12 protein-coding genes and 1 riboswitch are annotated in these 14,782 nt (G+C 70.0%); of the genes, 11 read left to right on the forward strand and 1 reads right to left on the reverse strand.

What is annotated here, in order from left to right; all coding sequences use genetic code 11:
- Window positions 1-9: 9 nt before the first annotated feature.
- Window positions 10-2,037 (reverse strand): TPM domain-containing protein, encoded by a 2,028-nt coding sequence (locus ACVN90_RS05700; protein ID WP_475101191.1) that lies wholly within the window; start codon window positions 2,035-2,037, stop codon window positions 10-12.
- Between the two features lie 254 nt (window positions 2,038-2,291).
- On the opposite strand from ACVN90_RS05700, the gene ACVN90_RS05705 reads away from it, so the two are divergent.
- The 11 genes from ACVN90_RS05705 to ACVN90_RS05755 all read left to right on the forward strand — a co-directional run bounded on the left by ACVN90_RS05705 (window position 2,292) and on the right by ACVN90_RS05755 (window position 14,777).
- Window positions 2,292-3,134 carry a DUF3097 family protein gene (locus tag ACVN90_RS05705; protein WP_475101192.1) on the forward strand — a complete coding sequence of 281 codons (843 nt, stop codon included), beginning with the start codon at window positions 2,292-2,294 and terminating at the stop codon, window positions 3,132-3,134.
- A 117-nt stretch (window positions 3,135-3,251) separates the two neighbouring features.
- On the forward strand, window positions 3,252-3,917 hold the full coding sequence (trmB, locus tag ACVN90_RS05710; RefSeq protein ID WP_475102069.1) for a tRNA (guanosine(46)-N7)-methyltransferase TrmB: 666 nt from the start codon (window positions 3,252-3,254) through the stop codon (window positions 3,915-3,917).
- Window positions 3,914-5,293: an MFS transporter gene (locus tag ACVN90_RS05715; RefSeq protein WP_475101193.1), complete on the forward strand. Its 1,380-nt coding sequence runs from the start codon at window positions 3,914-3,916 to the stop codon at window positions 5,291-5,293. The genes trmB and ACVN90_RS05715 overlap by 4 nt, the downstream gene beginning before the upstream one ends.
- Before the next feature lie 32 nt (window positions 5,294-5,325).
- Window positions 5,326-6,207 carry a CPBP family glutamic-type intramembrane protease gene (locus ACVN90_RS05720; RefSeq protein ID WP_475101194.1) on the forward strand — a complete coding sequence of 294 codons (882 nt, stop codon included), beginning with the start codon at window positions 5,326-5,328 and terminating at the stop codon, window positions 6,205-6,207.
- Between the two features lie 53 nt (window positions 6,208-6,260).
- A riboswitch (guanidine-III (ykkC-III) riboswitch) is annotated at window positions 6,261-6,326 on the forward strand.
- 9 nt (window positions 6,327-6,335) lie between these two features.
- Window positions 6,336-6,656: a DMT family transporter gene (locus ACVN90_RS05725; protein ID WP_116193957.1), complete on the forward strand. Its 321-nt coding sequence runs from the start codon at window positions 6,336-6,338 to the stop codon at window positions 6,654-6,656.
- A gap of 187 nt (window positions 6,657-6,843) precedes the next feature.
- Window positions 6,844-8,415, forward strand: coding sequence for a M20/M25/M40 family metallo-hydrolase (locus ACVN90_RS05730; protein WP_475101195.1), 1,572 nt, complete (start codon window positions 6,844-6,846; stop codon window positions 8,413-8,415).
- 317 nt (window positions 8,416-8,732) lie between these two features.
- Window positions 8,733-9,566 (forward strand): mechanosensitive ion channel domain-containing protein, encoded by an 834-nt coding sequence (locus tag ACVN90_RS05735; protein ID WP_475101196.1) that lies wholly within the window; start codon window positions 8,733-8,735, stop codon window positions 9,564-9,566.
- A 59-nt stretch (window positions 9,567-9,625) separates the two neighbouring features.
- Window positions 9,626-11,278: a SulP family inorganic anion transporter gene (locus tag ACVN90_RS05740; protein ID WP_475101197.1), complete on the forward strand. Its 1,653-nt coding sequence runs from the start codon at window positions 9,626-9,628 to the stop codon at window positions 11,276-11,278.
- A gap of 39 nt (window positions 11,279-11,317) precedes the next feature.
- Window positions 11,318-13,189, forward strand: coding sequence for an alkyl/aryl-sulfatase (locus ACVN90_RS05745; protein ID WP_475101198.1), 1,872 nt, complete (start codon window positions 11,318-11,320; stop codon window positions 13,187-13,189).
- A gap of 131 nt (window positions 13,190-13,320) precedes the next feature.
- On the forward strand, window positions 13,321-13,791 hold the full coding sequence (locus ACVN90_RS05750) for a hypothetical protein (protein ID WP_475101199.1): 471 nt from the start codon (window positions 13,321-13,323) through the stop codon (window positions 13,789-13,791).
- Entirely contained in the window at window positions 13,788-14,777 is a 990-nt protein-coding gene (locus tag ACVN90_RS05755; RefSeq protein WP_475101200.1) for a cation diffusion facilitator family transporter, read from the forward strand. Before ACVN90_RS05750 ends, ACVN90_RS05755 begins: the two co-directional genes overlap by 4 nt.
- The last annotated feature ends 5 nt before the right edge of the window (window positions 14,778-14,782 follow it).

Below are 14,782 nucleotides of genomic sequence, written 5' to 3' on the forward strand. Positions count from 1 at the left end.
GTGTTCGGGTCAGAAGCGGCCACCTCCTCGACGGGCGCGCGTGCCGCCGCCTCCGAAGCTACCGGGTCGCATGCCGCCCGACGAGCGTCCTCCGCCGCCGCCCAGCATGCCGCCGAGGCCGCCGCCCATTCCGCCCGAGGAGCGCCCGCCCCCCAGCACGGAGTTGAGCACGATGCCGCCGAGGACGGCGCCGAGCATGCCGCCGCTTCCGCCGCCGCCCTGCTGGCCGCCGCCGAACATGCCGCCCATCCCACCGTCGAACGCGCCGACGTCGTTCTGCGCGAGCTGGATCGCCTGCCCGGCGAGCTGGTCGGCGCGCTGCGCCTGCTGCATCGCCTGCTGCGGGTCGCTCGCCTGCAGCGCCTGCGCGCGGGCGAGTGAGGCGCCGGCTTCGGCGAGGCGCGTGCGCGCCTGCGCTCCGACCGCGCCGCGGCGCGCGGTGATGTAATCCTCGGCGGCCGACACCTGCGCCTGCGCCTGCATCATGACCTGGCCGACCATCTGCCGCGCGCGCTGCGCCTGCGCCTCGGCGTCTCGTACGCCCTGCACGAGCGTGTCGATCTGCGTGTTGGCCGCTTCGAGGCTCTGCAGCGCCGCGAGCGGGCGCTTGGCGGTGCCGGTGAGCTGGCCGCGGGCGGCGTCGAGCTGCTGGCGCGTCGACGCGATCACGCCCGCGATCCGCCCGTCTGCGTCCGGCAGCGCCGACGCCGCCGCGATGTCGGACTCGAGCTCGGCGACGAGGGCCGTGGCATTGCGCTCGCCCTCGGCGAGATCAGCCTGGAGCTTGTCGATGGCGTTCTCGAGGAGCGTCGCCTGGCCGACCGCCTCTTCGGCCGCCCGGATCCCGACCGCGGCCTCGCCGCCGTCGCCGGCGCCGATCGCGGACTGCGCGGCGGTGAGCTGCTCGTCGGCGAACGCGAGGCGCTGCCGGGCCTGCTCGGGGTTGTCGACGACCGTCGCCAGCGCTTCGGGGGCGTACGCCGTCTGCAGGCTCTGCAGCCGGGAGGTCGCCTCGTCGAGGGATGCCTCGGCCTTCGCTTTGGCTTCGTGCACGCGCGCGAGCGCCTCAGGGGCGTTCTGCTCGAGCTTGCGCAGCTCGTCGAAGGCGGCGGCCTTCTCATCGAGCAGCGCGTTGGACGCCTCGCAGAGCGCGATGATGCGCTCGTTCCACGCCCGCGTGTCCTGTTCGGAGTCCTCGATGTGGTCGTCGAGCTTCTGCTTGAGCCCGAACGCCTCGTCGAGGCTCTGCTGCGCGGTCGCGAGCGCCGCCTCGAACTCGGTGGTCGCCGCATCCCCGAACTGTGCCTTCGCGAAGGCGAGCTCCTGCGTGCTGGTCTTGATGGCGTCGTCGGTCTCGACGAGGAGCGACGACGCGCGCCGCTCGAGCTCCTCGATGCTGGGCTGCGCCGGGCCGGCCGGTCCGGCTGTCACCGCGCCCTTCTTGCGCCGGCGGAGGAACATCACCAGCAGCACGATGCCGACGCCGACGACGACGATGACGAGCAGCCACGTGAGCCACCCGCTGCCGCCCGCGTCGGCGCCCGGAGTGCCGCTTCCGCCGCCGGCGGCGTCGGTCATGCCATCGGCCGCAGCGTCGACGGCGCCGAGCCAGTCGTCCTGGGCGAGAGCGGGCTGGATCTGCTCCTGCTCGATCGTCGCGAGCTGGTCCTGGCTGAGCGGGCCGTCGGAGTAGCCGGAGAGGTAGTACTGGCGTCCCTCGGTGGCGATCGCGAGCAGGTATTGGCTGACCCCGAGCCCGTTGTCATCTGCCGTCTGGTTGGCCCAGTCCTCGGCGCTGGACGGGTCGGTGAACTGGTCGACGTACACGACCCACAGGTCGAGTCCCGTGTCGGTCTTGAGCTGCTCGAGGCGGTTCTGCGCGTCGGATTCCTCCCCGGATGACAGCACGTCCGCGTCATCGAGCACGTAGCCGGACCCGAGCGTGACCGGAGGAGTCGCGAGCGCCGCCCCACCGCCGATCGCCGTGACCGCGACCACCGCAGCGGACGCCAGCGCTGCAGCCCAACGCAGTCGCATCGATCCCCCCTCTGGGACTCGGGTTTCCCCCTCCGCGAGTCTATTCAGCCGCGGGGATACGACGATAGCCCACGGCCCCGACGCCCGATGTGTGTTCGCCGAGAACGTACGGCCGGCCCCGATTCCGCGTCCCCCCATCAACGGCAGTGAGGACGGAGGACGGATGCTGCGGCCCGGCGCTCTCGCGTCAGGCGCGGGTCGCTCCGGTCTGCGGGAGTGCGCCACGGGTAGCCTTACCGATCCGGAGGAGGACCATGGACGATCGCTACGGCGCCGATGTGCTGGCCACAGGCTGGAAGGGCCACGGGGTGCGCGAGCTCCCGAGGGTGGCAGCATCCCGTGGTCTCGTCGTCGAGGTGGCCGACGACGGCTTCTGCGGCGCCGTCGTCGGTGCGTCGAGCGGCATGGTGGAGCTCGAGGACCGCCTCGGCCGCCGCCGCCTGTTCCCGCTCGGCGCGGGCTTCCTCATCGACGGCAAGCTCGTCGTGCTCGGTCCGCCGGCGCCGGCGGCCGCGCCGACCGGCCCGAAGCGCACGGCCTCCGGTTCGTTCGTGACCGCCGACTCCCGTGCCCGCGTCGCGCGCGCCAGCCGTATCCTCGTCGAGGGCCGGCACGATGCCGAGCTCGTCGAGAAGGTCTGGGGCGACGACCTGCGCGAAGAGGGTGTCGTCGTCGAGTATCTGCAGGGCATCGACCTGCTCGACGCCGCGCTCGACGAGGAGCCCCCGTCGGCCGAACGCCGCTACGGCGTGCTCGTGGACCACCTCGTGCCCGGTTCGAAGGAGTCGCGCATCGCCGACGCCATCGCGCGAGGCGGCCACGGCAGGCACGTCCTCATCGTCGGCCACCCCTGGATCGACGTGTGGCAGTGCGTCACGCCGGGCGCCGTCGGCATCGAGCGCTGGCCCGAGGTGCCGCTCGGCATCGAGTTCAAGGTCGGCGTGTGCCGCGCGCTGGGCTGGCCCGCGCGCGACCAGGCCGACATCGCGCGGGCATGGCAGCGCATCCTCGCGTCGGTGAAGACCTACCGCGACCTCGAGCCGGCGTTCCTCGGCCGCGTCGAGGAGCTCATCGACTTCGTCACCGTCCCGCAGTAGCCGGTCGGCGTCCCCGGCCCTGGGTAGCCTGGAGGGGTGACGAACCCTGCCACGCCTGCGCCCGAGCCCCGCACCTTCCGTGAGAAGCCGGTGTCGTTCGTACGGCGGAGCGGACGCATGTCCGACGCCCAGGAGCGGGCCTGGAGCGAGCTCGCCCCGCAGTACGTCATCGAGGTGCCGCGCGACCGGGCGGCCACGAGCATCCTCCCCGACTCGGCGATCGACCCCGCGACGGTGTGGGGGCGCGAGGCGCCGCTCGTCGTCGAGATCGGCTCGGGCCAGGGGCATGCCATCGTGCACGCCGCCACCTCGCGCCCCGACACCGACTTCCTCGCGATCGAGGTCTTCCGGGCAGGGCTCGCCCGCACCATGCTCGACGCCGACCGGGCGGGCGCGCGCAACCTGCGCCTCGTCGAGGCGAACGCGCCCGAGGTGCTGCAGCACCTGCTGCCCGCAGCATCCGTCGATGAACTCTGGATCTTCTTCCCCGACCCGTGGCACAAGAAGAAGCACACCAAGCGACGCCTCGTCGCTGAGGGCTTCGGCGCGATCGCCGCGCGGGCGTTGAAGGACGGCGGGATGCTGCGGCTCGCGACCGACTGGGAGGACTACGCGCTGCAGATGCGCGAGGTCATGTCGTCGGCGCCGGACTTCGAGCGGACCTTCGAGGGGGAGTGGGCGCCGCGCTTCGACGGCCGCGTGCTCACGGCGTTCGAGCGCAAGGGCGCGCGCGTGGGACGCGACATCCGCGATCTGTCGTACCGCCGCGTCGCGAGGTCATGAGCGGACCCACCGGACCCCTCACCGGCCCGGTCCCGGTGCCGGGACCGACGCCCGAGCCCACGCGCGAACCGGAGGGCGAGGCTGCTGCGACCCGCGAGGTGCCGCGGTCGAGCCGCGACCCGTGGCGCTTCGTGCGGCCGCTCGGCCACCGCGACTTCCGCATGCTGTTCGGCGCGGTCGTCCTGTCGATCTTCGGCGCCGGCATGTGGGCGGTCGTCATGGTCTACACGGTCATCGGCGCGGGCGGCGGACCGGTCGAGCTCTCCGCCGTCGCCGCGGCGAACGCGGTGGGGCTTCTCGTGTGCGCGATCCCGGGTGGCATCGCGGCCGACCGCGTGCCGCGACGGCTGCTGCTGCGCCTCGTCGAGCTCGTCAATCTGCTCGCGATCACCTCGGTCGCCGTCGCCGGCGTGTTCGGCGCCGTGACGATCCCGCACCTCGCGATCGTGGCGTTCGTGATGGGTGCCGGCGCGGGCTTCTTCTTCCCGGCGTACAGCGCGATCCTGCCGCGCATCCTCCCGCCCGCGCAGCTGCTCGCCGCGAACGGCCTCGAGGGCGCCATCAGGCCCGCGCTGCAGCAGGCCGCGGGCCCGGCGGCGGCGGGTGTGATCGTCGCGGCCGTGCTCGCACCCGCGCACGCGGCGTGGGGCGTCGTCGCCGCGCACGCGCTGGCGTTCGTGCTGCTGCTGTTCGTGCGCCCCGAGCCGCCAGCCGCTCCCGGCGAACAGCACGAGGCTCCCGAGGGCGTGCGCGGCGTGCTCCACGACCTGCGCGAGGCCGTAGGTTTCACGATCCGCACCCCGTGGCTGCTGTGGACGCTTCTGTTCGCGACCGGATGGGTGCTCGTGTTCGTCGGTCCTGAAGAGGTGCTGCTGCCTTTCGTCACGCGTGACCGCGTCGGCGAGGACCCGCGCCTGTTCGGCTTCCTCCTCGCGATCTACGGCATCGGCGGGGTGCTCGGGTCGATCGTGGTGTCGTCGATGAAGCTGCCGCGCCGGTACCTCACCGTCATGATGGGCGTGTGGGGCGTCAGCACGCTGCCCTTCGCGATCGTTGGCGTCACCCACCAGTACTGGCTGATGGCGCTCTGTCTGTTCGTCGTCGGGTTCGGCTTCAGCTACGGCAACGTGATCTGGGGCACGCTGCTGCAGCGCCGCGTTCCCCGCCACATGCTCGGCCGAATCTCGAGCCTCGACTTCTTCGTCTCGCTCGCGCTCATGCCGCTATCGATGGCCCTGGCCGGCCCGCTCGCCGAGGTCGTGCCGATCGAGGCGATCTTCATCGCGGCCGGCGTGATCCCGCTGATCCTCGGCGCGGTCGCCTACGTCGTCGCCCGCATGCCGAAGGATGAGATCGAACACCCCCTCGACCACTGACCCGACCCCGACCACGAACGGAGCCGCCGCGCATGCCCGCACATCCCGACGCCCCGCCCGCGCCGGCCGTCCGCACGTGGTCGTGGGGTCTCGCGCCCGCCCTGCTCGTCTGCCTCGCGGCCCCGGCGTTCTTCGTCGTGCGCGTGCCGTGGCTCGGGTGGGTGCTGCTGGCCGCGGGTCTCGCGGTGGCGCTGCTCACGGAACGGACGGATGCTGCCGCCCGGCCGCCGGCGCCGGGTGGCAGCATCCGTCCTCCCTCGCTCGTGCGCGACCTCTCGCTCATCGCCGTCGGCCTGCTCATCGTGAGCGCGATCCCGCTGAAGGCGGAGCTCGACAACCTCGCGATCCTGCGCTTCGCGATCGCGCTCGGGGGCGCGGTCGCGGTGCCGTACGTCATCTCGCGGTGGCTGTACCGCGACCGCGCGATCCGGTTCCCGTGGCGCGGCGGAGGTCGGTGGACGCGGTTCCAGTGGACCTGGCTCATCGCCGTGCTGCTGCTGGGCTGGCTGATCCTGCCGTTCTACTTCATCACCTCGGGTGTGTACCTCAACTGGCCCGTCGTCGACACCCCCGAGCTCATCGCGCGCCTGTTCGTCGGCGTCGGCGCCGTCGGCATCTGGGACGAGCTCTTCTTCATCTGCACGTGCCTCGCGCTGCTGCGGCGCCACTTCCCGTTCTGGCAGGCGAACATCCTGCAATCCGTCGTGTTCGTGTCGTTCCTCTGGGAGCTCGGCTACCAGGCGTGGGGGCCGCTGCTCACCATCCCGTTCGCGCTGCTGCAGGGCTTCATCTTCATGAAGACGCGCTCGCTCACGTACGTCGTCACCGTGCATCTGCTGTTCGACGCCGTCGTCTTCCTCGTGCTCGTCCACGCGCACAACCCCGGCATGCTCGACTGGCTCTTCTTCGTCTGATCCGGCACGGCGACTCTGCCCAGGGGGTGCCCAGGGGAAGCGGCTAGGGTGGTGAGCGGATCCCCGACCGGATCCCCGGACGACGGATCAGTACCCGGTACGCGACAAGACTGGCCAGGAGCACAGTCATGGCGTGGGTCATCCTCATCGTTTCCGGCATCCTCGAGGCCGTCTGGGCCACCGCGCTCGGCAAGACCGAAGGCTTCACGAAGCTCTGGCCATCGGTGATCTTCGGCGTCGCGCTCGTCGCCAGCATGGGCGGACTCGCCTGGGCGATGCGCGACATCTCCACCGGCACCGCGTATGCGGTGTGGGTCGGCATCGGCGCGTCGCTGACCGTCGCCTACGCGATGATCACCGGCGACGAGGCGTTCTCGCTCGTCAAGATGCTCCTCATCCTGGGCCTCGTCGGCTGCGTCGTCGGGCTGAAGCTCGTCGGTCACGAGTGACTTCGGGGAACGGATGCTGCGACCCTGGCATCCGCGCCGGGTCGCAGCATCCGTTCTCTGACCGGCAAGTATGAGAGCTCGATGAGAGTGCCGGACGCGGGACTGGCCGTCCTTTCGCGAGTGTGTGAGCATCCCCGCAGGAAGCCGGCGCCAGAGGGGTCGCCGGCGGAGAGGCACGACCATGCCCATGAGAACCAGGCGCGCCTGGGCCATCGCCACCGCGGTCGCCATGACGTCCACCGTCGCACTGGCCGGTCCCGCGTACGCGGCGCCGAACAACAACTCGGTGAAGAAGATCGAGAAGGCCGTGACGCTCGAGGGGGTGATGTCACACCTCGAGGCGTTCCAGGACATCGCGGATCAGTACGGCGACCGGGCAGCCGGTCGGCCCGGCTATGAGGCCTCGGTCGAGTACGTCGTCGCGGAGCTGGAGGCAGCCGGCTACACACCGACCGTCCAGGACTTCGAGTTCCCGTACTTCGAGGAGAACTCCGAACTCATCCGCGTCGCCGGCGGCGTCACCACCGAGTTCGAGGACGGCGAGGACTTCCTTCGCAACAGATTCGACAGCGGCAGCCCCGAGGGCACGGCGACGGGATCGCTCGTGCTGGTCGACCTGCCGTCGCCCGACAACACCAGCGGCTGCACGGTCGCCGACTTCGGCGTCCTCCCGGCCGACTCGGTGGTGCTCGTCCAACGCGGTGGATGCGGCTTCGCCGTGAAGGCGCTCAACGCGCAGGCCGCCGGCGCGGAAGCCGTCATCATCCGGAACAACACCGGCGACGACAGTCTGATCAACATGATCGGCGACGCGACCGGGCTCACCATCCCTGCGGTCTTCGTCACGCACTCCGTGGGCGTCGACCTCGCGAGCACTCCTGGTGCGACGGTGACGGTGACCGTCGACTACGAGGAAGACATCCGCACCGCCTGGAACGTGTTCGCCGAGACGGCCACCGGCAACGACGACAACACCGTCATGGCGGGGGCGCACCTCGACAGCGTGCAGGACGGTGCGGGGATCAACGACAACGGCTCGGGAAGCGCGGCGCTCTTGGAGACGGCGATCCAGATGCAGAAGACGAAGCCGAACAACACGGTGCGGTTCGCGTGGTGGGGTGCTGAGGAAGAGGGTCTGCTCGGCTCGGAGCACTACGTCGGAGCGCTGTCGGACGAGGAGATCGCAGACATCGCGCTCTACCTCAACTTCGACATGATCGGGTCGCCGAACTACATGTTCGGCATCTACGACGGCGACAACTCCGGCGGCACGGCAGCGCCGGGCTTCATCCCGGAGGGCTCGGCTCAGATCGAGGACGTCTTCGAGGCGTTCTACGACGGTCGTGGTCTGCCGTCGCAGGACAGCGAGTTCTCGGGGCGCTCGGACTACGGCCCATTCATCGCCGTGGGCATCCCGGCGGGCGGCTTGTTCACGGGCGCAGAAGTGCCGAAGACGGCTGCCGAAGCGGCGCTCTACGGCGGCGTGCCAGGGGCGGCGTACGACCCGTGCTACCACCAGCCGTGTGACAACCTCACCGGGGTGGGCCAGGACGTGCCGCTGTACGACGCCCTCCGCGAGGACTACGACCTCGTCGGCAACATCAACACGTTCGCGCTCGACGTGAACGCGGATGCCGTCGCCGCGGCCGTGATGACGTTCGCGTTCGACACGTCGACCGTGAATGCCGTGAGCTCCCCGGGCAAGTCTCACGGTGCGGGCAAGAGCATGGACGCGTTCAAGGAGCGCTTCACGCAGTGATCGAGCGGATGCTGCGTCCCGGCGACTGCGCCGGGGCGCAGCATCCCAACCCTCAACCTGACATCGAGATGACTTTCGCGTGAACCCTTGACGACGGGGCCGTGGAGGAGGACATTCGATCTTGCGAAGAGAAAACAGAAACGTAAGGCCCGAAAGGACCCGGAACACAGAAACCCAACATCGCATTGACGATCCCCCCGGCGCTTCGGCACCGAGGGGATCATCGCTTTGCGCCCGGCATCGTCGGGGCTCTCGTCCGAAGCCGGAGCCCCGGCGAGGCGCGCTCGGCCCCGACGGGACGCTCGTAGTCTGACGACGTGGATTTCAGCCAGTTCCTGAGCACGCCGATCACGTGGTGGCAGGTGCTGTGGGCCATCGTCGCCCTGCTCGCCGGGTGGATCGCCTCCCGTATCGCCAAGCGCGCCGTCACCGACCTCATGGGACATGTGCCCACGGCCACTCCCGCGGCGACACGCTTCGCCGCGCGGTTCGCGCAGTACACGCTGCTGCTCGTCGGCTTCGGGATCGCCCTGGCGTTCCTCGGGGCCAACGTGCAGCCGGTACTGGCGGTCGTCATCGTGCTGGTCGTCGTCGCGGCGCTCGTGCTCCGAGGCGTCGCGGACAACTTCGCCGCGAGCGTGCTCATCGCCACGCGCAAGCCTGTGGTGCTCGGAGAGGAGATCACCGTCGAGGGGCCCGACGGCAAGCCCATCACCGGCACCGTCGTCGAACTCAACTCGCGCGCGGTGGTCTTCACCACGCCCGACGGGCGCACCGCGCACGTGCCGAACTCCAAGCTCCTCGCCGAGACGCTCGTCAACAATTCGCGGTACGGCGGCAGGCGGAGCGAAGTGCAGGTGCGTGTGGAGCGGTCCGGTGCAGGGGTCGACGAGGTAGTCGGCGCGCTCGCCGAGTCCGCGGCCGCCGCGGAGGGCGTGCACGCCGAGCCGGCGGTCGGCGTGCTGGTCACCGCCGTGTCGGAGACGCGCATCACCGGACGCGTCCAGTTCTGGCACGATCCCGCGCGCGGTCTCACGGTGACCTCCGGCGTGGTCGCCGCCCTCACGGCGGGACTGGCGCGGCACGGCTGGTCATCGACGGTCACGAGCGAGGCCGTCGTGCCGCCGCTCGTGCCTGGGGATCCCGTCTGACGCCGCTCACTCGTGCCAAGGTGGAGACGTCTGTGTCCCCACGTATCCCAGGAGCAGGAATGCAGCGACCCCTCGCCGGCCTGACCCGGCGGAATCTCGGCACCGAGCTCACCGCGGGCGTCACGCTCCTCGCGATCGCCATCCCGCTCAACATCGGGTACGCCCAGATCGCCGGGTTGCCCGCGACGGCGGGCTTGTACGCCCTCATCGTGCCGACGATCGTCTACGCGCTCGTGGTGTCGTCGCGGCAGGTCGTGGCGTCGCCGGATGCCGCCGCCGCCGCCCTCGTCGCCTCGTCGATCGGGGGGCTCGCAACCGCCGGCAGCGCGGACTACGCGACGCTGGCCCTCGCCCAGGCGATCATCTGCGGTGTCATGTTCGTGCTGATGGCGGTCTTCAAGCTCGGCTTCCTTGCGAACTTCCTCTCCAAGCCGATCCTGATCGGCTTCGTCGGGGGCCTCGCCCTCGACATCCTGGTCAGCCAGATCGCGAAGATGCTCGGCGTGAAGATCGACTCCGGAGGGGAGTTCGTCGACAAGGTGTTCGGCCTCGTGTCGAACCTCGAGACGGTCAACGCGTGGTCGCTGGCGATCTCGGCGGTGTCCGTCGCCGTTCTGCTGCTCGGCGCGAGGTTGCTGAAGGCCGTCCCGTGGGCGCTCGTCGTGCTCGTCCTGTCGACCCTGCTCGTCGTCCTGACGGGACTCGATCGGCAGGGTGTCGACGTGCTGGGCGAGGTTCCTGCCGGCCCGCCCACACTCACGTGGCCCGTCATCGACTGGCAGATGTGGGGAGCGCTCATCCCGTCGGCGATCGCGCTCACCCTGGTCACCACGGCGGAAGGCCTCCTCGTCTCGCGTTCGTACGGTGAGAAGCACGGTTATCCGTTCCATGCGAACCGCGACCTTCTCGCCTTCGGGCTCGGCAACATCGCCGCCGGTGCCCAGGGCAGCTTCTCGATGGGATCGTCCACGTCGCGCACCGCCGCGATGGACCAGGCGGGCTCGCGCACCCAGCTTCCGTCGCTGGTGCTGGCGGCGGGCACCCTGCTGCTCCTGCTGTTCGGCACCGCGCTGCTCGCCGACATCCCGTCGCCCGCCATCGGCGCGGTGGTCGGCGTCGCCATCCTGCCGCTGCTCGGCATCCGTGAGTTCCGTCAGCTGTGGCGCCAGGACCGCTTCGAGTTCGCCATCGGCGCGGTGTGCTTCCTCGTGACACTGTTCATCGGTGCGATCCCCGGCATCCTCGTGGCTTTCGTGCTCGCCCTCATCAACCTCGCCAAGCGCGCGGCGAATCCGTCGATCGACGTGCTCGCCGCCGATAACGACGCGAAGCAGTCGCTCCTCGAGGACGCAGCCGCCGGCGCCACGACCGCGCCGGGCATCGTGGTCGTACGGATGGCGGCGCCGCTGTTCTTCGCGAATGGCACCGTCTTCTCCGCGGCGGTCAAGCGCGCGGTGACCGGCGCCGACGAGCCTGTGCAGCACGTCGTCATCGACATGGAGGCGGTGACCGACATCGATGTGACCGGTGCTGAGGCGTTCGCGTCGCTCGAGGAGTGGCTCGACCAGCAGGGTGTGAGTCTGGCGTTCAGCCGGGTCAGGACTCCGACCCGAGCGCGCCTGGAGCAACTCGGGCTGCTGTCGGACCAGACGTTCTTCGCGACCAACCGCGAGGCTGTCGCGGCGCTCGAAGCACCCGCGCCGCGGGAATGAAGACCACGGCCGCCGGGGCCGGGACGAAGGGAACAGGAAATGCAACAGCGGGAACCGGAAGCGTCGATCCGCGAGGCTCAGGAGGCGGCGCTCGCCGCCCTGCCGTTCGACGACGTCGATGACTTCGCCGCCGCGGATCGGGGGTTCATCGCGACGCTCGACGACCCGAAGATTCGCAACGACAAGGGCGAGGTGGTGTGGGATGCCTCGACCTACGACTTCGTCGAGGGCGACGCGCCCGACTCGGTGAACCCGAGCCTGTGGCGCCAGTCGAAGCTGGTGGCCAAGCACGGGCTGTTCGAGGTGGTGCCCGGGCTGTACCAGGTGCGCGGGCTCGATCTGTCAGTCATGTCCGTCATCGAGGGCGACACCGGTGTGATCGTCGTGGATCCGCTGATTTCGGTCGAGACGGCGGCGGCCGCGATGGCGCTGTACCGGAAGCACCGGGGTGACCGCCCCATCCGTGCGGTGATCCACACACATAGCCACATCGACCACTTCGGTGGGGTGCTCGGCATCGTGACACAGGACGAGGTCGACGCGGGCGCGGTGCAGATCATCGCCCCGGAAGGGTTCCTGGAGCACGCGGTGGCCGAGAACGTGTACGCGGGCACCGCGATGGGCCGCCGTGCGGGATACATGTACGGTGCCGCCCTTGCGAAGGGTTCGCAGGGGCAGGTCGGGGCGGGGCTCGGGCAGACCACCTCGATCGGGGTGGCCACGATCCTGCCGCCGACGCTCGAGGTCACCGCGACTGGGGAGACGCACACGATCGACGGGGTGCCGTTCGAATTCCAGATGGCGCCCGGCACCGAAGCGCCCACGGAGATGCACTTCTACCTGCCCGCCTCCAAGGCGCTTTGCATGGCCGAGAACGCCACCCACACCCTTCACAACCTGCTGACCCTGCGCGGCGCCCTGGTGCGGGATCCGCATGTCTGGTCGCAGTACCTGACCGAGGCGATCGCCCGCTACGGCGACCAGGTCGAGGTGGTATTCGCTTCGCACCACTGGCCGACTTGGGGCAACCACGCGATCAACGAGTTCCTTGCGATCCAGCGCGACCTCTACGGTTACCTGCATGACCAGACGCTGCGGCTGCTCAACCAGGGCTACAACGGCGCGGAGATCGCGGAGATGATCGAACTGCCTCCCGCGCTCGAGGCGTCGTGGAGCACCCACGGCTACTACGGCTCGGTCAGCCACAACGTGAAGGCGATCTACCAGCGCTACATGGGCTGGTTCGACGGCAACCCGGCACGCCTGTGGCCCCACCCGCCGCAGGCGCTCGCCGAGCGCTACGTCTCGGCGATCGGCGGCATCGGCCGGGTTGTGGAGCTCGCGCAGGAAGCATTCGACGCCGGAGACTACCGCTGGGCGGCCACGCTGCTCGATCACGCAGTCTTCACCGACGCCGACCATGCGGGAGCGCGTGCGCTGTACGCCGACACGCTCGAGCAGCTGGCGTACGGCGCCGAGAACGGCACGTGGCGCAACTTCTTCCTGTCGGGTGCCACCGAGCTGCGCGAGGGCAACTTCGGCACGCCCACGCAGACGGCCGCGCCGCTGATCATCGCCCAGCTCATGCCGGAGCAGCTCTTCGACGCCGTCGCCATCCGCGTGAACGGCCCGAAGGCGTGGGATCTCGATTTGTCGCTCGATGTCAGTCTCAGCGACCTCGATCGCAGCTTCCACCTGACGCTGCGCAACGGCGTGCTGGTCTACGTCGAGCGTGACGCCGACCCGGCGACGCCGCTGCAGCTGACGCTGTCGAAGCCGCGTCTGATCCAGCTCGCCGGCGGCGACACCGACTCGGACGGCATCCAGGTGCGCGGCGACGTCGACGTGCTGAAGCAGATCCTCGCCGTGCTCGACCAGGGCGACCCGGACTTCGAGATCGTCCTGCCGTAACCACACCCCATCGATCGCCGGCGCCGCCCACCGCGGCGCCGGCGATCGCCTGCGAGGGGCTTGCGCTAGCAGTCCGATGAGGGAGGGTCAAGGCGGTCCCGACGTCCCGGCGCCGGCGTGAGACTCAGGACATGAGCCGGTGGCGACGCGTGTGGAGCGTGCCCCTGCTGGCGCTGGCGCTGTGCGCCGCGGGTTGCGGCATCACAGTGCCGAGCGATCCGCAGGGCACACTCGATCGGGTGCGCGGCGGTGAGCTGCGAGCCGGCGCCTCGGCCTCGGGGGAACTCGTGACCATCGACGGGTCGAAGGTCGGCGGCTCCCTCGCCGAGCTCGTGGACGACTTCGCCGCGTCGGTCGACGCCAAGGTCACCTGGACCATCGGCAGTGAGGAGGACCTCGTCGACCGACTCGAGACCGGTGACATCGACCTCGCGATCGGGGGCATGACCGACGCGACCCCGTGGTCGGACCGGGTCGCGGTGACCCGGTCGTACGACTCCGTCCCCGGTGCCCGGGATCCGGTCGTGCTGCTCGCGCCGCTCGGCGAGAACGAATGGCTGGCCGCCCTGGAGGGCTACCTCGACCGCGAGCTGGCGCGATGAAGAGGATGGGGCGCACCGACCTTCCTGCGGCCCAGCAGAAGGCCCTCCGCAGCGCGATCCGGTGGGAGTGGTTCACGATCGGCTACACGCTGGTCACGATCGGACTGATCGCGCTCGTCGTCGGTGGCTCGCAGGCGATGAAGACCGCATGGATAGAGGACATGCTGTCGCTGATCCCGCAGATCTCGTTCCTGATCGCGTTGCTGTTCATCCGGCGTCCGCCCACTCGGGCCTTCCCGTTCGGGCATCATCGCGTCATGGGGGTGGGGCACCTCGTCGCGGGCGTCGCGCTGCTCGCAGTCGGAGGCAACCTCGCCTATGAAGCGATCAGCGGGCTCGTGCGCGCGGATCACCCCTCGATCGGCACGGTCTACCTGTTCGGCCGGACGATCTGGCTCGGCTGGTTCATGGTCGGGGTGATGAGCGTGATCGTCATCGGTCCGTTCTTCTACGGGCATGCGAAGGCGAAGCTGGCGCCGAAGCTGCACAACAAGGTGCTCTACGCCGACGCCGACATGGCCAAGGCCGACTGGACGTCCACCGTGGCGTCGATCGTCGGCGTACTCGGCGTCGGCATCGGCCTGTGGTGGCTCGACGGCGCCGCGGCGCTTTTCATCTCGCTCGGCATCATGTGGGACGGCTGGCGCAACAGCCGCGGCGCCATCCGCGACCTCATCGATCAGCGCGCTCGCACCGAAGACGACGCGCGTCCGCATCCGCTCATCACTCGCATCGCCGACCGCGTCGAAGAGTTCGGGTGGGTCCGCGAGACCGCGGTGCGCATGCGCGACATCGGCCAGGTGTTCCACGTCGAGGTCTTCGTGGTCCCACGCACCGACGAGGTGCGTGTCGAGCAGATCGAGGAGGCACGCGACGCCGTCGCGCATCTCGACTGGAAGGTGCAGGACGTCGTCGTCATCCCGACTCCGTCGCTCCCCGACGAGGCCGAGCCGGCGAACCGGCAGCAGTCTTCGACGGACGCCTGAGGCGC

It is taken from the genome of Microbacterium sp. F01 (genome assembly GCF_056156365.1).